Source organism: Calothrix sp. NIES-2098 (assembly GCF_963875125.1).
In the GTDB taxonomy this organism is placed as follows: domain Bacteria; phylum Cyanobacteriota; class Cyanobacteriia; order Cyanobacteriales; family Nostocaceae; genus Aulosira.
Genome location: NZ_CAWNKJ010000001.1, coordinates 916,287 through 933,791 on the forward strand (window position 1 = coordinate 916,287; position 17,505 = coordinate 933,791).

Sequence of the window (17,505 nt, forward strand, 5' to 3'; positions counted from 1 at the left end):
TGGCGTTGTATATAACAATACCTTCACCAATTTTAGGCAACACCCGCAGCTGAAAGCCTAGGGTAAACTTACAGAACTTGCCTGCGTCAGATGAAATCCTTACAGGCTGGGGAAATAGTATTGGTTCGCACAGTTTGATTTTGGCGAAAGTATTGATATACAAATCAGGTTGGATTAATAGAATCCCGTAACTTTAATTGGTCAATATGGCAGTTTTGTTACTTTCGGGAGATTCTACTGCGATCGCCAAAGAATTAGATGAAGAAGAACGGCGCACTCTACCGAGAGTAGTTATGACATCCACAAGCATATCTAGCGCCACATCTTTACCAGGACAGATGCGCCCCGCACTGCGATCGCCTACAGCATGAAAGCCCATGTGGAAGGGGCAAAGGTTCTGGCGTTGTGCATTGAATTCGTAGGTTGTAGATCCCCAAAACCCTTCATCCAGCAGCCCCAAACTCATTGGTATCAGTACCTTAGTACCTGCGGGGAACGTCCGTTTTTTGCCAGCTATTTTCACTGTGAAGGATTCAGTTGCTATCCGATGCGTAGCGCTTACAGGTGCCCAAAGTCGGGCGCACTCTAAAAGATAGAGCTTTACAGCTTCGCGATCGTCTAGATCGAGTTCATCCCAATAACGGGTCAAATCAATATCGGCTGTCTGTCTGCCTTTATAGTTAGGAAGGGGACGATAACCCATCGCCGTGTAACCAAGATGCAACGGGCCTTGCAGCGCGGCGATACCCATGATAGCTGTCATCAGCTTCGCCAGTTCGCGCCGAGTCATATTGTTGTATTCGGGATTGTTCTCCTCAAAGTCTGCTAGGGCGGGAGAATTTTCATAAATAGTCGCCGCCTGCTCGATCAGATCGAAGAGATTCCCATGTCCCTTCAGGCTTTGACTCTGCAACAGGCTACCGATACCAGCCAAATAATGCAACGGACTCATGCGCGTGTAGTATAAATCCGTCAGCAAATTTATTGACTGTTCATCATCCGGGTTAAGCCCAAAAAGCACATAGTGCATATATCGCACTATAAACCCCATCCAACCCCGCTTTTCGTCAGAGAAAAACTCTCCACCCATACCATGCGGCATTTCTAAGTAATCTGCTGCTAACTTATCGAGCAATTTTTTGGCGATCGCATCGCGTTGACGCTCTGTTGTCGCAGCATTTAGGGTGTATTTTTGCATACATTGCCTAAAAGCTTTATGGTCGCTACTACCGCCAGCCTCCTCGTCCGATAAAGAAAGTAAGAAAACATTTCTTTCATCAACATCGTGGTTAGGAGCTTGATCTGCATCTAGTACTGAAGTTCCCAGTTGCCATGTGCGTGCTTGCGGTGAAGTCAGCGCCGTTTCTAGGGTATTGAATTCTCCTAATACTACCTGTCCAGCACAGCAAAAGTTAGATCCAAAAGCCAGCCGCTTGGCATCTAGGTATGTGGGTTCATTAGCAATTAGGCCTTCGACAAAACTAATAATTGGTAGGATTGTTTTGCTAATGCTTTTATTCGGGCGCTGCAAAGCCCATATCTGAAACTCATTGAGTGCTGGACTCATGAGCAATGAAAAGATTTTATCTATGTTGAGGTTCATTAATTTATGTAAACTCCAAAATCAATACCGATCTCAACTCCAAAACAAACATCGTATTTTTCGGCTTTATCAACTAGATTTTTGATATCAAAGCCAAGAGACGATCGAATCCAGGTAATTAAATATTGATGCTCTGCGGTATAGTTGCTAGGTTTTAACTTCAATTGAAATTGGCTGCCTGAATCACCGAAGTAGTAAGTATTTGCAATACATTTAATTACTTATCAACCTTTAGTGAAAGGCTTATGCAAAGTAAAGATTATGTAAAGTTAATTTTACATAAGCAATTAAAAAGCCATCACAAAATTTTGGGATGCTGATGCTGTCACACACCTCAGGTTCTTAGGTGTGCGAATGAAGTGAAAGATTGACAGCAAATCATGCCTATCGCTCAAACGCGATCGATAGATAAAAAGCTTATACCATTTCCCGAAATATCTGATACACATGATGAATCTCTAATTCTTTCCCCCCTGCTCCATGCTCCCTGCCCCCCTGCTTGCCTACGTGTATCATTATTTAAAGTGAAACGGCATTAGCAGCTTTGTTTCTCCTCCAACATTGGCTATTGCAGAATCTCATAGAACCCAAAGCCATTGATTTTTCGTTTCATGCTTAAGTCCTAAAGATTGGGGAAACGTTGCTTTTCCATTGTTAAGAAAAATGCTCGTATTTTTCTCAAATTTGCTGTATCCTAGTTAGTCTTGGTTAAATTATTCAACAATATACCCCATAAAATTTTTTGCGAATCTTCTGAAGATTTTGAAAAGATTATGTTATCCTCTTTCAGAATCAAGAAGATTCTCATTTCTGAGTGTCCATGTTTCAAAATTCTAAGTAGATAAATGATGAAACTGATCAAAAAATCTGAAAAACTCCTACTCAAGAAAATTAAGATTATGGAGGAAACAGAAGAACAAAATCTTCAGGATGATACTATCGATTTTCCGGAATCGGTGGAGGATAACAGACCAGTACTGGATGTAGAGAATAGAGAACCTAACTATATTCCTTTACGCGACAATCCTGTAGTCCTATCAGTTGGTAACACAGGCTGGCAGGTTTCGGAAATTTGGAAGGATATTAGGTTGGATGATTTCTAGCAATCAAGACGATGGGTAAGGTGACAAAGTTGTTCGCTTGTGTCAACTTAGCGTGACACTCTTGTTATCAGACCCCTCACTATCCCAAATTCTCACCTATTGCGTCATGTCATTAATTTTGATAGGCTGCAAAATTCCCGACTTTTCTACAAAGTCGGGAATCTAAATTCGTAATCAGGACTAATTATGATGGCTGGCAAATTACTTATGATACGTCATTGCGAGTGAAAAGCAGTGGAACGAAGCACTCGCAGTGTTGTTGAGATTGCTTTTCTCCGATCGCAATGACAGGCGTTTGAACGAATATGATATAACCTACAGACGCTTAACGATTAGTAAATAGTAGTAAAAAACAAGTACCATTCAATAAAGCAGTAATTACTGCACCAATAATTACCCCTTTCATCATTGCCAAACGCTGTTGTCGTCTTAGCCAAATACAAAGGGGAATGACATATAACATTTGCCAGAGAAAAAATCCCCAACTACCAATAATCCAAATTCCTAAATAATAATAATTACTGTAGCCAAATATTAAGCCATAACCCCAGCCTAGCAAAAAGATTATACCTACTGCTAATAAATGTAGCCCAAATAAAAGAAATATCCCTAAAATAATATTTAAAATTTCATTTCCTTGAGACATTAATTTAGCCCTGTAGATGACGCCGATAGATTAAATTCACGAGGGACGGTTATTCACAAAGTGAGATCCAGCGCTACCCTCGCGGTAAAACATATTGAAAGTATCAAATGGGATAATCCTACCATCTGGATGCACAATATGAATACAAGAGCGCTTAACCGAACGAACATCAAAATTAAAAGGGTCGAGAAACTGCACAATCATTACTCGAAATACATTGGAGTAATTAATCCCTTCTGGTACGGCTATCATTGGTAAACAACATAGAAGTTGCTTGAGTGATAAAGCCGCAGAGTTTGGTGAATGACTGGTAGAAAATAATTGAAAAATTTGCTGCTTCAGGTCTTCATTTTGTTCGTAAAGCACGCTGTTCGGCATGATTTTGACAAAAACATCTGGATTAATTAACCCAGTCAAAGGTATAACTTTACCATTGAGTTTCAATGCATAAGCCATCGCTAAAGAATCGGGATGACAGGGAACTGGAAGAATATCTTCAGGTTTAAAATAAGGACTTTGTTCTAAAATTGAGCGACGAACTTCTGTTAAGGTGTATCTGTCTCGTTTGGCGTCAAATCCTGTTAATCTTCCGGCGGCTTGTATCGGTTGAAAAGTCACGCCTCGGATACATTTTTGTTGTAAAGCATACTCGATAATTTTACCAATTTCGTTGTCATTCAATCCTTTTTTCAAGGTGACAACCAAAGTAGTGGAGATATTATATTCGTTGAGATGGGCAATTGCTTTTTCGCGCACATTCCGTAAATCTGCACCGCGTAACTCTTTTAAAGCGTCGGCTTCAAAGCTATCAAATTGCAAATATATTTCAATTCCTGGCATATATTGGCTCAAGCGATCGCAAAAAGATTTATCCTTAGCAATCATCACGCCATTGGTATTGATCATTAAATGCTTAATCGGCTTATTTTTGACAATATCCAAGATTTGAAAAAACTCAGGATGAATGGTTGGTTCCCCACCACTTAATTGCACTATCTGCGGTTCGCCTTCATTTGCTACCACCGCATCAATCATGCTTTCAATTTGCGCTAAACTGCGATGCTTTCGTGGTTGATGAGATAATTGGGAAACTTCTTCCGCGCCAGAATCAGCATAACAAATTGGACAAGAAAGATTACATCGATCTGTCACTTCAATTAATGTTAAACAACTATGCTGTTCGTGATCTGGGCAAAGTCCACAATCATAAGGACAGCCATATTTGATAGGAGTATTAAACTTGAGGGGCATATCCCCAGGTTTGATAAATTCTAATGACTTTTTATAATATTCAATATCATCAGCTATTAAAACCTCTTCCCGTCCGTGAGTGGGACAATGTTTAACTAGGTAAACACAATCATCTTGAAAAATGATTTTGGCTTCTACTTTAACTAAACATTTGGAGCAAACACTATTAGTTAAACCGTAAAATAGATAATTGCGAGTAGGCATGGTAGTTTTTGTAGGGTGGGCAATGCGCACCTGACGATTATTGAAAATAATGTATAATCTGCAATCAATTTTTAAATTGAAACATCTGGGTAATACTGCGGCGGTAATACAAAATAGTTAATAGGCAAGCAAGTTGAATAGCACTCAATCCTAAGAAAGGATGAAACTCAGGTTTAATGAAATCTACCAGAAAACGAAAGCCTAAATAGGAAACTAAATAAAATTTAAATAAATCACCATTGTGATATTGATAGCGGCTGCGAAAGTGCAAAAATAAAATTAATAATCCTAAAAATAAGATTTCATATAATTGTGTAGGATGACGGTGAACGCCATCGCCAAAATCTATCCCCCAAGGTAGGTTTGTAGCGATACCGTAAGTGCGATCGCTCAACCCTGTCAGAAAGCAACCAATCCTACCAATCGCTGTTCCCCAAATTAAAGGATAAACAAATACATCACCTGTAGATTGATGAATACCAAAAATTTTTTTGGTAATTTCTACACCAATCAACCCGCCTAAAAGTGCGCCGACAACTGTTTTACCTTGCAGTAATAGTAAAAGTAATTGCTGTTGATTTTGCCAAATTAAATCAATATGTTGCAGCCAAACAAGCATTTTGGCTCCAATTAAAGCACCTACCATACCACCAACTATTACCGAACTACGTTGGCTAGGTGCAATAGAATCTTTGCGAACGCGGCGAATTAATAATCGAAAGGCAGTAGTATAAGCTAAAGATTCAAATAAAATATGCGGATGAATTCGCAACGAACCTATCCCGATATAAACAGGGAAAGTCAACATAATTCGTAATTCGTAATTAGAGGGTGTTTATAAAGTATCAAGTTGTATTAATAAGTAGTTAAACATAAATAAAGCAATACGGTTCAGTTAGCGTTAAAAAACTGATTTGGCGTAGGTTGGGTTGAGGGACGAAACCCAACATTTTCGGCGCTTTGTTGGGTTTCACTTCGTTCAACCCAACCTACATTTATCTACATTTATCCTTAACTGAACGGTATCGTTCTACAAAGTACCCAAAGGCGATCGCTAAATCTGTTGTGTAGTATATGACTAGGCGAATCGCATTTAGCATCAAGCAGACTGCACCATGCCAATTATCACTATTCGGGAAGAATCGACAACAGAAGGTGGATTTAATGCCATTCTCAGTTTTGATGGTAGAGGAGATTATCTAGTCAAAATTACTGACCCTTTTACACCCAAGGTAGAAAAACAACTAGAGTGGTATTTTGAGGAATGGTTGATTTTTCCCCTGCTGGATACGGTAAAAGCAGAAGCAGCAGCAGCTAGTATTAAAACTTACGGAGAACAGCTATTTGAGCAAGTTTTTCGAGTTGATTTCAATGCTTACAGCGCCTATCAACGCTTACGGAGTAATTTAAGTCAATTACAAATTGAGATTGTCGGTAAAACACCAGAATTTCAAGCACTGCATTGGGAAGCATTGCGCGATCAAGATTTACCCCGTCCCCTAGCAGTGAATTGTGTGATGGTGCGTAAGCGTAACCAACCAGCACCCATCTATGCAGAAGTGCAAACTTCCCCAGTGATTAATTTGTTAGTAGTGGTGGCGCGTCCAGATGAAGAACAGGACGTAGGTTATCGGACAATTTCTCGCCCGTTGATAGAGTTGATTGAAAATAGCCACTTGCGGGTGAATGTAGAATTGCTGCGTCCAGGGACTTACCAAGCTTTATCGCAGCATTTAGAAGCTAAAGGTGCGGGATATTACCATGTCATCCATTTAGATTGTCATGGGGCGCTGATGACTTATGAACAGACACAAAAACCCAGCAAACCCGGACGCTATTTATATCAAAGGCGCTATGGGCGGAATGATTTGCAGAAATTTGACGGCGTGAGGGCGTTTTTATCTTTTGAGGGCGAGACTCAGGGAAAAGTTGATTTGGTCGAGGCGCAGGAGTTAGCAGATTTACTCACAGGGAAGGGAATTCCGGTTTGTATTCTCAATGCTTGTCAGTCAGGGAAGCAGGTGAAGAACTCCACTCCCGACGAAGATATCCGGGAAACCAGCTTAGGAAGTCGGTTAATGACAGCGGGAATGCAGATGGTAGTGGCGATGGGCTATTCTGTCACCGTGTCGGCGGCTAAGTTGATGATGGAACAGCTTTATCGCCATTTATTTAATAACCAACCCATCACCGAGGCGATTCGCTTGAGTAGGCGGGAATTATTTAATAACAGATCGCGCAAAGCTTATTTTAATAAATCGATTGATTTAGAAGATTGGTTGCTACCTGTGGTGTATTGCAATCAGACAGTGAATTTTAATTTACGCCAGTTTACACCAGAGGAAGAAGAAAAATATTGGGAAACTTTTGGCAGTCAGTATCGTTTCCTCTTGCCAGAATATGGTTTTGTCGGGCGGGATTTAGAGATTCTCAAAATTGAGAAAGCTGTACTCAGGCATAACATTTTACTGTTGCAGGGAATGGGGGGAACGGGCAAAACTACCCTATTAACTTATCTGCGGGAATGGTGGCAACGCACCAATTTTGTCAAGAATGTCTTTTATTTTGGCTATGACGAAAAAGCGTGGACACTCACACAAATTTTGTTTGAAATTGGTAAGCAGGTATATGGCAGATTTGAACAAGCTAATTTTCAAGCAATGAGTCAGGCGGCGCAGGTACAAAAATTAGTCGCAAAACTGCGGGCTGAAGCTTACGCTTTGATTTTAGATAACTTAGAATCTGTGACAGGGCAACAACTAGCAATTCAAAATACTTTACCAGAGATAGAACGCAATCAAATCCGCGATTTTTTAGGGCGTTTACAAGGTGGAAATACCAAGGTAATTTTAGGTTCACGCAGTCGGGAAGATTGGTTGCAAGCTACCACATTTAAACAAAATGTTTATGAGTTGCGAGGGTTAGATCAAGAAGCCAGGACGGAATTAGCAGAGAAGATTTTAGAACGGAATGTACCGCCACACCGCATTGTTGATATTCGCCAAGATGGGGATTTTCAGAAATTGATGAATTTGTTAGCAGGATATCCCTTAGCGATGCAAGTTGTGTTAGCAAATTTGCAAAAGCAATCGCCACAGGAGATTTTGCAGGGGTTGCAAGCTGGGGATGTGGATTTAGATACGGGGAGTGAAGATAAGACTAAAAGTATTTTGCAGTGTGTAGAATATTCTCACAGTAATTTATCGGCAGAGGCGCAAAAATTGCTGTTGTGTTTGGCTCAGTTTAGTAAGTTTATTTGCGCTCTATATATTCCCCAGTATATTGAGCACTTAAAAAGTTTTGAGCCATTAAAAGATTATCCCTTTGATAAATTTACTGATGCAATTCAAGAGGCGATTAACTGGGGTTTGCTTTCACCAATGGATGAAGAACCGCGCTTGTTGACGATTCAACCTGTTTTTCCGTATTTTTTGAAGACCAAGTTAGAAACTCTCGATGAAGCAACTCGTGCAGCTTTGCGTGAGGGATTTAAAAACCACTATCAAGGTTTGGCAAGTTTCTATCAGCAGTTGATGGATTCTAAAAATGCTCAAGAACGACAATTGGGGATAGGTTTTTGTAGGCTGGAATATGAAAATCTCTACAATGCGTTGCAGATTTGTTTAGAGAAGCAAGAAAGTATTAGCATATATTTTTGTTTAAAGCAGTACTTTGATTTAGTTAGTGATAACCAAAGTAACCTGAAGTTGGCAGAAACAGTTTGTCAGCGTTTAGAGAATTATCCCTCAGCCTTTATCAAAGGTGAATTAGGTTATCAAATAACATTTGCAATTGAAAGACTCGGTAGTTGTCAACTGAATGCCCAGCAGTACCAACAAGCTAGAAAGTCTTATGAAAAGACTTTGGAAATTTGTGATGCCTTAGAGAGTGTTGAAGAAAAACAAAAACAACTTTGGCAGGCTGTTTCTTATCACCAATTGGGAATTATTGCCCAAGAGTTGGGGGAATTTGCAGAAGCTCGGCGCAATTATCAACAGGCTTTGGATATTAAAATCGAATATGGTGATCGCTATGGTTATGCCAGCACATACCACCAGTTGGGAAGAGTTGCCCAAGAATTGCATAAATTTGAACAAGCCAGGCACAATTATCAACAGGCTTTGGATATTTGTATCGAATATGGCGATCGCTATAATTGTGCCAGCACATACCACCAGTTGGGAAAACTTGCCGAAGAATTGCGAGAATTTGAAGAAGCAAAACGCAATTATCAACAAGCTTTGGATATTAAAATTGAATATGGCGATCGCTATAGTTGTGCCAGCACCTACCACCACTTAGGAAGTGTTGCCCAAGATTTACGGGAATTTGAAGAGGCAAGGCGCAATTATCGACAGGCTTTGGATATTTTTATCGAATATGGCGATCGCTATAATTGTGCCAGCACCTACCACGAGTTAGGAAGGCTTGCCGAGGAATTGCGGGAATTTGAAGAGGCAAGGCGCAATTATCAGCAGGCTTTGGATATTACAATCGAATATGGCAATCGCTATGCTTGTGCCAGCACACACCACCAGTTGGGAGTAGTTGCCCAAGAATTGCGGGAATTTGAACAAGCAAGGCGCAATTATCAACAGGCTTTGGATATTTGTATCGAATATGGAGATCGCTATCATTGTGCTAGGATATACCACAATTTGGGAATTGTTGCCCAAAATTTGCGGGAATTTGAAGAGGCGAGGCGCAATTATCAACAGGCTTTGGATATTAAAATCGAATTTGGCGATCGCTATGAGTGTGCCAGCACCTATTTTAACCTTGGTACACTTGCAGAAGAATTAGGGGAACTGGAAAAAGCGAAAGCGAATTATCTGCAAGCTTTACAGATTTCTGTCGAGTTTAATGATGAGCATAGTTTAGGAATTTGTCTTCGTAATCTTGCCCGTTTCTACCAAGTTACTCAGGATGAGAGTTTATTAGCAGCCGTGTCCGAGATTTTGGGGGTGTCGGTAGAGGAAGTGCAGCAGCGTTTTGAGTCAGGTAATGAAGATTTGGAGTGATAACTCAATCAACCCATTTACGATAAATGCGATCGTCTTTACGATAAATATTGTCTTATTCATAAAGAAGATCAACGTATTTACGATAAATGCGATCGTCTTTATTATGAATATCGTCTTCTTCATAAAAAAGATCAACTCATTTACGATAAATGCGATCGTCTTTATTATGAATATTGTCTTATTCATCAAGAAGATCGACTCATTTACGATAAATGCGATCGTCTTTACTATGAATATCGTCTTATTTATCGAAAAGATGAAGACATTTGCCACAAATACCAAGATATTGATGACAAACATGAACTCATCGCTCAATTACCTCAAGATGTTTGCCATGAATGCCCAGACTTTTGCTACTTACGTTCTATAATTACTCTGAATGTTGAGCCAGAACAGGCAACTTTGCCGCTAACTGTGCGGTATGTCAGCACATTAGTTTGCAGGCGGGAGAGTGCCAGAATTACCAGCAGGTGGTTCGGTGTAGTCGCAAAATATATTGAGTCCGACTTTGAGAATATATAAAACAATAACAGTAGCAATGGCAGGATCGAGGGGTAAGCCATGCGCTGCTGCTACACCCACTAGGGAGACAATCAACCCTGTCAGCAAAGGCGCACTTCCCGGATTTTTAGTGTATTCTTTGAGTTGTCCGCGAAAGCCATCATCACCGCAGAGTTCCTGACGCAATACTTTCAGCGTCGTCTGCCAAAGCGATTTACCCTCTGGCATTACTAGCACCCCATTTTTCTCTACCCACAATTCATTGAAGGAAGTATCATAATTACCGTTGTGTTTTTCTAAAATATCTAATGCGTGCTTTCCGGGAGCGTAATTTGCCAATAACTCCCGTGTCGCATTAATTTCATTACTGGTTAGTTGAGCATCCATAGTTATCCTCAGTTGTTATTGGTCATTTGTTATTTATTATTTCCCTGTATCCCTGCGTCTTCTTCCCTTCTTTATTTCTACATAACAATTTTGTTCATTAATAATACCAATTCAAATAATGTTTGCAACACATCAATTCTTCGTAGGGGCACGGCGCTAGTAAGATAATTTGATATACTAAAAGTTTGTAGTTGCCGTGCCCTTAGCATCTTTTAAAATTAGTGCTAGCGTTGAATTTTCTACATTGCAAAACAACTATAGCCCAATATAGTTCGGTCTTTGTAAGGGCACGGCGCTAGTAAGATTGTCTAGTTGTGAAAAATATTTTAGGTGCCGTGCCCCTACTTACAATTTTCACGATGATTTGTCTATCCCTTGTAATTAAGAATTACGAATTATTAATATCACTCAATTTCCTCGCAGCGAATTAATAATGTTTCCATTGCTTCTGCGAGGGAAATTAATTCTATCCAAGAGGAACCACTAACTAAATTTTGTGCGTGTGCTAATCGATTACGTAGCTGTTCGGCAGATTTAAGAAAACGCTCTCCAAATCGCTTTGATTTTAGTCCAAGTTGCTCAAGCAGTTCTGGTTGATTTAAAACTAACTCGCGTTTATCGCAAAATTGCAGATAATCTAACAAATCTGTAGCTTCGTTTCTTTCTTGACTTTCACGCCATAATCTTTGCGCAACTTGTAAACGTTCTGGCTTTAAAACTTTCTGCCAAGTATCATCAGCATAGTAAAGTCGCACAAGTCGCAGCAAATTCATTTCTAATAGCGTGACTAAGCCAAACAGTAGCATTCGTGCAGGTGCTTTTTGCAAATCGCCACAGGTAATAATTCCTGTCACCTGATTACAGTCAAGCACAAATAATCGGGGAGTTTGTTGTAGAATTGGTAGCAATTTCATCAGTGGGGTGGAAATAGCAATGAGTTCTCTAGGATGAAATACTCGCTGATAGTCGTTGCATGTCTTCCCTGATGTGGCTTTGAGCAAGCTGGCGCGTTCTACATAGCCAGTGATAGTATCTCCCAACTCCACACCAACTACATCAAAGTCTCGTGCTTGCATCCATTGCAACACTTGTATTACCTCAGCTTCTGCCGACACTGCTTTGAGGGGTTCTGCGACGTATTCAATTGTGATGTTGTTCTCAAACAAACTCCGCAAATCTTGAGAACGCGATTTAAGGTGTTTCATTCTTCTAAATATACTTCAAGCGCCCAGACTCGTTGAGCCTGAGCGCTTGAATATTAGGTTGCAGAGTAACTTCTGCGAGTTATGAAAATTAAGCAGGCATCATTTGCATCGAACGGCAGGCTTCAGCACACTTGCGGCAGGCGGCAGCGCATTCCATCATTTTAGGATTGTCGCTCATTTGTTCGCAAGCCATTGCACAGCGATCGCACATTTCGGCACATAACATACAAGTGCGTCCTATGAACTCGGAACCACTCATCATCATGTTCATGCACATCATGCACATTTCAGCGCAATCGCGCATCATGCCCATCATGCTCATCATGTTCATGTCCATCTGTTTGCCTTTAGACATAGACATACAGCTGGTCATAGCTTCCATGCACATTTTATGACATTCCATGCAAGCGTCCATGCAAGATTGCATTTCAGTGGTCATGGATTCGTTCATCATCATCATCATCATAGGAAAACCTCCTAAATAGCTGATGTATTGTGACTCGTCCTTGGGAGGACTTATCTATCACGTTAGACTGATAGTTTTTAACAGTCAATAGGGTTTTATAAGGGTTTTTATAAGTTTACTATCTCGATATGTTTACCGATAATTTGTATTAATTTCCCATAAATTAGTGAGATTTACTGTGAGATTTTGCTGAGAGTTATTATAAATAAAGCGATGGAATCTCCCGTAAAAAAGCGGTGTTTTCTTTAACAACTAAATTTGTCATCCGGGGATCGCTCGTTAGGCTTAACTCTCAAGAGTGATTTATGTCAGATTTTTTTAACAAATCGCGATAAAAATAATTGTAAATTTATAGAGGAATCTGGTTTGATTCCTGACATTATTTGCTCAGGTAGGCAAGAGGATTTTAGAAAATTAAGATGCGATCTACCGACATCCCGCCCAGAACGAAGGGATACAGGCTGGGAAATCAGGTAGTAATATCATGTTCGCTAAATTAGTTGCGATATGTCCGCCGCGAGTGGAACGTAGACGCGTTCGCGAAGCGTTGCCGCAGGCTAGCGGCTTCTCGTTCGACGTTCGCCGGAGGCGTTCTCGCAGAGTAGTCGTTCCCGAAGGGTAGAGTAGCAATCACAATGTCTCTGCGCTTGCTTCCCTACCCTACTCTTCGAGAACGCCTGACGGCGGGGAACGCTTTCAGCGTTAAGCGAAGCTATGCCGAAGGCTTTACGGTCGCAATGACAAGTATTAAAACGGACATGATATAATATGAAGTCCGGGTAATCAACCATAATAAAAGAGAAAGGTGCAGTCAAAGGGCGATCGCAATGCCGAAACGAATCAAAATCGAAGAGCATCTTAGTATTGATGAGTTGGAGAGACGATACCGCCAAGCAAAACAACCTGCCCTTGCAAACACATTATCAAATTATTTGGTTGCTAGCCAAAGGGTTCTTGGAGGGGATTTTATTGCTTTATGGACACATAGCGATCGCTCTTCCCTATAACTAGCAACTTGGGTTAATAAAAACTCAGTAAGATTTCAAAATGACATAGATAGTTGTCAGAATTGAGGTAACGATAAGCAGCGCAAATCGAATATTCTCTCAAAATATGGGTTAACTTATCCTGAACGGAATCACCATTTATTAATACTCAAAGAATTCAACTATGGAGTATATGAAAGTATCTTTATCTCAAGAATAAATATACTTTTGATGTCAAAGGAACTCAAGTTTTCATCTTACAAGATCTGTGGATGTCCCTTGTACGCTCATCACTTGTTGGTTTTGCTAACTATTTAGTGCCCTTGATGATTGGGGCGCGAGACATGGCCTTTCCCCGCCTCAACGCCGTTGCTTTTTGGATGGTGCCAGTAGTCGGGATTTTATTGATGGGTAGTTTTTTAGTTCCTGGCGGCCCAGCCCAAGCAGGTTGGTGGGCTTATCCACCAGTCAGTCTGCAAAACCCCACAGGTCATTTGATTAACGGTCAAGTCATCTGGTTATTGGCAGTGGCAGTATCTGGTGTCTCCTCAATTATGGGGGCAGTTAACTTTGTCACCACCATCGTTAAGATGCGGGCACCAGGTATGACCTTCTTCCGGATGCCTCTGTTCGTTTGGGCTGTATTTAGCGCTCAGATTATCCAACTATTCGGTCTACCTGCCTTAACTGCTGGTGCAGTCATGCTGCTACTAGACTTGACTGCTGGTACTGCCTTTTTTGATCCCAGTAAAGGCGGGAATCCAGTTATGTTCCAACACTATTTCTGGTTCTATTCCCACCCTGCTGTTTATGTGATTATTCTGCCTATCTTTGGCATATTCTCAGAAATCTTCCCTGTTTATAGCCGTAAACCTCTATTTGGTTACAAAGTAGTTGCTATTTCATCGATCTTGATTGCAGCAGTTAGCGCCATTGTGTGGGTACACCATTTGTACGTTAGCGGTACACCTGCTTGGATGCGGATGCTATTTATGCTGACAACGATGTTGGTATCTGTACCCACTGGTATTAAGGTGTTTGCTTGGGTTGCAACTATCTGGGGTGGTAAGCTGCGACTAACTACACCCATGCTTTTCTCCCTCGGTGCATTGATTTTGTTCGTCTTTGCAGGCATCGTTGGGATCATGCTTTCCTCCGTACCTGTTGATGTTCACGTCAACAACACCTATTTTGTGGTGGGACACTTCCACTATGTACTCTTCGGTACGGTGACAATGGGCTTGTATGCAGCCTTTTACCACTGGTTCCCGAAAATGACCGGTCGGATGTACTACGAAGGTTGGGGCAAATTGCACTTCTGGTTGACATTCATTGGTATTAACCTCAACTTTTTGCCCATGCACCCCTTAGGTTTGCAAGGGATGCTACGTCGCGTCTCTTCCTACGCCCCAGAGTATGAATTCTGGAATATCATCGCTAGCCTTGGTTCTTTCCTGTTAGGAATGTCTACCTTGCCCTTCATCTTCAATATGGTAGTTTCCTGGATGCATGGTGAGAAAGCACCTGATAATCCTTGGCGGGCAATTGGGTTGGAATGGTTAGTTTCTTCACCCCCCCCAGTAGAAAACTTTGAAGAAATTCCTACCGTGATTAGCGAACCTTACGGCTACGGTAAGTCGGAACCTTTAATTGCGCAGAGGAAATAAAGGAGTAAGTTTTTAAACGCAATGGGGCGCAGAGTTTAGCTAAAGCACTTAATAATTACCTCTTCTCTGTGCCCTCTGCGTTCTCTGTGGTTCGTTTATTTTTCCCTCTCTACCTCAACCCTCTTCTGCAACGTCAACGAGAATTTTAGCAATGGACAGTTATCTTTCATCTGGGGAGTTACACCACACAGGTAGCGAACATACCCACGACGAAGAAGGCAATAAGATGTTCGGCTTTATTGTCTTCCTAATTTCCGAAAGCGTCATTTTTCTGAGTTTTTTCGCTGGATATATTGTTTATAAAATCACAACTCCTAACTGGCTACCAGCTGGTGTTTCTGGGTTAGAAATCAAAGAGCCTGCAATTAACACCGCGATTCTGGTTTCCAGTAGCTTTGTGATTTACCTAGCAGAACGCGCTCTCCAGCGTCATGACTTAATGAAATTTCGTCTGTTTCTCTTAGCTACAATGGCTATGGGCAGCTACTTTTTAGTAGGACAGGCGATTGAATGGAACAGCCTCGCCTTTGGTTTTACTTCCGGTGTATTTGGCGGGATGTTCTACCTGCTGACAGGTTTCCACGGTTTGCACGTGCTTACTGGGATCTTGTTGCAACTAATTATTCTAGTTCGCTCCTTTATTCCTGGTAATTACGATTCTGGCCACTTCGGTGTGAATGCAACTTCGTTGTTCTGGCACTTCGTCGATGTTATCTGGATCGTTTTGTTTGTTCTGCTTTATATCTGGCAGTGAATACTCAGTTAGGCACTACCTAGATTAACTTTTGTAACTTTTAATATCGGGCGGGCATTGCCACATCAGCGTTTTGGTGGCGATGCCCGTTTTACTTTTCTATATATTTTAAACAGTAGATAGTAATACTATTTGCAATTGCGAATGAGTTATTGACTAAGCTTTTAGGCGATCGCTTTATCGGAATATTGTCCAAATTTGAATTATTAAATCTTTTATTAGTAGAAAAAGTTTATGTATCTTTTTATGAAAAAACTATATACTTATTGTTTTCTATTGTTTACCAAGCATCTTATCCATAAAATCAACTAGTAATATACCAGAGGCATACCGTAATATACGTGTATAATTTTACGCGATGTTCATTGTGAGTCATACATACAACTTAAAAGTAAGGTACTAAAAACCTATTTGCTTAGTTTTCAATCATCTATGGGAGTGTATTTCAATACAGGAATCATATCTGGCGATCGCAACTAGCAGCTATATATAAAAACTTATCTCTGGGGGCTTATACTGAGCCTGAGTCTTGAGATCGTTCTGCGGACACAGTCCTTTGATCCCACAAAAGGTTTACAAGAACAGTGTTCTTGCAAATGCTGACTGTTTCATTGCTGAACCTCAATGTTTTCCAGTTAGTAATTTTTTGTCTGAGATATTTTTTTCCAGGTGCTACCAAAATTTCGATCCTGCTTTCAACCATCACCACTTTGGAGAAATTAAGTTATGACGAAACCCACTGTATTACTGAAAGCTTTGGGTGCAGGTCTGATAGTGATGTTCGCTACCTCTTCAGCTAACGCGGCGACTATCAACTTGACAGGAATCATTCGAGACTTTAACGATACCCATCCAGACTTTGAAAAGGAACTTGGCCCCGATAAAGGTATTGTGCAATCAATACTTGGTGCAGACAATAAGCCAGTCTATGCTGGAGGCCTAGGTACTGCAACAACTCATGGTCAAGCTGCCTTTGACCAATGGTATCGAGATGTTCCTAGTGTAAATCTTAGCAAGCAGCATACAATTACACTGAATGAAATTGGAAATAGTGGTCTTTACACTTATAGCAGTAATTCGTTTTTTCCAATTGATAATCAGCTATTCGGCAATCAGGGGCGCGTACATAACTATCACTTTACCTATGAGATCGCTTCCCAGTTTACTTATCAACCTGGACAAACCTTTGAATTTACTGGAGATGACGATCTGTGGGTTTTCCTGAATAAACAACTTGTTATAGATCTTGGCGGAGTTCACAAAGCCGAGTCCCAAAGCGTGAATCTTGATACTCTGGGTCTGACACCTGGGAAAACCTATGATTTTAATCTCTTCTTTGCAGAACGCCACACCACAGAGTCTAATTTCTCAATTACTACTTCGATTGCGCTGGAATCATCATCGGTTCCAGAACCCCTAACTCTTGGTGGTACGGTGGTTGCTGGCGCTTTCGGGTGGTGGATTAAGCGCAAGAGACAAAAAACTTCTCGAACAGCATAGTTTGAGAGATTTTTCCAAAAATAGACTCATTTTAATGCCCTTACACAACAGTAAGGGCATTATCTATGAAAATAGTTCTCAATATGGGCTTGGCGATCGCAGGCTATACTCCCACTTAGATAAAATTTTTCTACTTTTGTATTCCTAATGTCAAAATTTCTATATTTATCTAAAATTTAAGATAGAAACATCCAGGCGTTTGCTGACA

The 17,505-nt window shown here is 40.7% G+C and carries 13 protein-coding genes; 6 read left to right on the forward strand and 7 right to left on the reverse strand.

Annotated elements, in window-relative coordinates:
- Window positions 1-193 precede the first annotated feature (193 nt).
- Window positions 194-1,567 (reverse strand): cytochrome 450, encoded by a 1,374-nt coding sequence (locus AACU33_RS03840; protein WP_339375745.1) that lies wholly within the window; start codon window positions 1,565-1,567, stop codon window positions 194-196.
- A gap of 884 nt (window positions 1,568-2,451) precedes the next feature.
- Here AACU33_RS03840 and AACU33_RS03845 point away from each other — a divergent pair.
- Entirely contained in the window at window positions 2,452-2,706 is a 255-nt protein-coding gene (locus AACU33_RS03845; RefSeq protein WP_339376488.1) for a hypothetical protein, read from the forward strand.
- 325 nt (window positions 2,707-3,031) lie between these two features.
- Here AACU33_RS03845 and AACU33_RS03850 read toward each other — a convergent pair whose 3' ends face one another.
- From AACU33_RS03850 to AACU33_RS03860, 3 genes are all read right to left on the reverse strand, one after another.
- Window positions 3,032-3,352 carry a hypothetical protein gene (locus AACU33_RS03850; RefSeq protein ID WP_096587124.1) on the reverse strand — a complete coding sequence of 107 codons (321 nt, stop codon included), beginning with the start codon at window positions 3,350-3,352 and terminating at the stop codon, window positions 3,032-3,034.
- A gap of 36 nt (window positions 3,353-3,388) precedes the next feature.
- Complete coding sequence (locus tag AACU33_RS03855) at window positions 3,389-4,807, reverse strand: radical SAM protein (protein WP_096587125.1); 1,419 nt, start codon at window positions 4,805-4,807, stop codon at window positions 3,389-3,391.
- A gap of 64 nt (window positions 4,808-4,871) precedes the next feature.
- Entirely contained in the window at window positions 4,872-5,612 is a 741-nt protein-coding gene (locus AACU33_RS03860) for a prolipoprotein diacylglyceryl transferase family protein (RefSeq protein ID WP_096595119.1), read from the reverse strand.
- A gap of 310 nt (window positions 5,613-5,922) precedes the next feature.
- Between AACU33_RS03860 and AACU33_RS03865 the strand changes: the two genes are divergently transcribed.
- On the forward strand, window positions 5,923-9,828 hold the full coding sequence (locus AACU33_RS03865) for a tetratricopeptide repeat protein (RefSeq protein ID WP_096587126.1): 3,906 nt from the start codon (window positions 5,923-5,925) through the stop codon (window positions 9,826-9,828).
- 435 nt (window positions 9,829-10,263) lie between these two features.
- Here the strand turns inward: AACU33_RS03865 and AACU33_RS03870 are convergent, their stop codons facing one another.
- From AACU33_RS03870 to AACU33_RS03880, 3 genes are all read right to left on the reverse strand, one after another.
- On the reverse strand, window positions 10,264-10,719 hold the full coding sequence (locus AACU33_RS03870) for a hypothetical protein (RefSeq protein ID WP_096587128.1): 456 nt from the start codon (window positions 10,717-10,719) through the stop codon (window positions 10,264-10,266).
- Window positions 10,720-11,123: 404 nt separating this feature from the next.
- Window positions 11,124-11,924, reverse strand: a complete 801-nt coding sequence (locus AACU33_RS03875; RefSeq protein WP_096587129.1) for a hypothetical protein — start codon at window positions 11,922-11,924, stop codon at window positions 11,124-11,126.
- An 88-nt stretch (window positions 11,925-12,012) separates the two neighbouring features.
- Window positions 12,013-12,387, reverse strand: coding sequence for a four-helix bundle copper-binding protein (locus tag AACU33_RS03880; protein ID WP_096595120.1), 375 nt, complete (start codon window positions 12,385-12,387; stop codon window positions 12,013-12,015).
- Between the two features lie 830 nt (window positions 12,388-13,217).
- Here AACU33_RS03880 and AACU33_RS03885 point away from each other — a divergent pair.
- The 4 genes from AACU33_RS03885 (at window position 13,218) to AACU33_RS03900 (ending at window position 17,297) form a co-directional block, all read left to right on the forward strand.
- Window positions 13,218-13,397: a hypothetical protein gene (locus AACU33_RS03885; RefSeq protein WP_339375746.1), complete on the forward strand. Its 180-nt coding sequence runs from the start codon at window positions 13,218-13,220 to the stop codon at window positions 13,395-13,397.
- A 251-nt stretch (window positions 13,398-13,648) separates the two neighbouring features.
- Complete coding sequence (locus tag AACU33_RS03890) at window positions 13,649-15,043, forward strand: cytochrome c oxidase subunit I (RefSeq protein ID WP_339375747.1); 1,395 nt, start codon at window positions 13,649-13,651, stop codon at window positions 15,041-15,043.
- Window positions 15,044-15,194: 151 nt separating this feature from the next.
- The gene (locus tag AACU33_RS03895; protein WP_096587130.1) at window positions 15,195-15,797 is read left to right on the forward strand and encodes a cytochrome c oxidase subunit 3; all 603 of its coding nucleotides are present in this window, start codon (window positions 15,195-15,197) and stop codon (window positions 15,795-15,797) included.
- 726 nt (window positions 15,798-16,523) lie between these two features.
- Window positions 16,524-17,297, forward strand: coding sequence for a PEP-CTERM sorting domain-containing protein (locus AACU33_RS03900; RefSeq protein ID WP_096587131.1), 774 nt, complete (start codon window positions 16,524-16,526; stop codon window positions 17,295-17,297).
- Window positions 17,298-17,505: the final 208 nt, after the last annotated feature.

Coding starts and splice junctions, on each gene's coding strand:
- AACU33_RS03840 (WP_339375745.1), bottom strand. CDS start 1,567: ATGAGTCCAGCACTCAATGAGTTTCAGATATGGGCTTTGCAGCGCCCG.
- AACU33_RS03845 (WP_339376488.1), top strand. CDS start 2,452: ATGAAACTGATCAAAAAATCTGAAAAACTCCTACTCAAGAAAATTAAG.
- AACU33_RS03850 (WP_096587124.1), bottom strand. CDS start 3,352: ATGTCTCAAGGAAATGAAATTTTAAATATTATTTTAGGGATATTTCTT.
- AACU33_RS03855 (WP_096587125.1), bottom strand. CDS start 4,807: ATGCCTACTCGCAATTATCTATTTTACGGTTTAACTAATAGTGTTTGC.
- AACU33_RS03865 (WP_096587126.1), top strand. CDS start 5,923: ATGCCAATTATCACTATTCGGGAAGAATCGACAACAGAAGGTGGATTT.
- AACU33_RS03870 (WP_096587128.1), bottom strand. CDS start 10,719: ATGGATGCTCAACTAACCAGTAATGAAATTAATGCGACACGGGAGTTA.
- AACU33_RS03875 (WP_096587129.1), bottom strand. CDS start 11,924: ATGAAACACCTTAAATCGCGTTCTCAAGATTTGCGGAGTTTGTTTGAG.
- AACU33_RS03880 (WP_096595120.1), bottom strand. CDS start 12,387: ATGATGATGATGATGAACGAATCCATGACCACTGAAATGCAATCTTGC.
- AACU33_RS03885 (WP_339375746.1), top strand. CDS start 13,218: ATGCCGAAACGAATCAAAATCGAAGAGCATCTTAGTATTGATGAGTTG.
- AACU33_RS03890 (WP_339375747.1), top strand. CDS start 13,649: ATGTCCCTTGTACGCTCATCACTTGTTGGTTTTGCTAACTATTTAGTG.
- AACU33_RS03895 (WP_096587130.1), top strand. CDS start 15,195: ATGGACAGTTATCTTTCATCTGGGGAGTTACACCACACAGGTAGCGAA.
- AACU33_RS03900 (WP_096587131.1), top strand. CDS start 16,524: ATGACGAAACCCACTGTATTACTGAAAGCTTTGGGTGCAGGTCTGATA.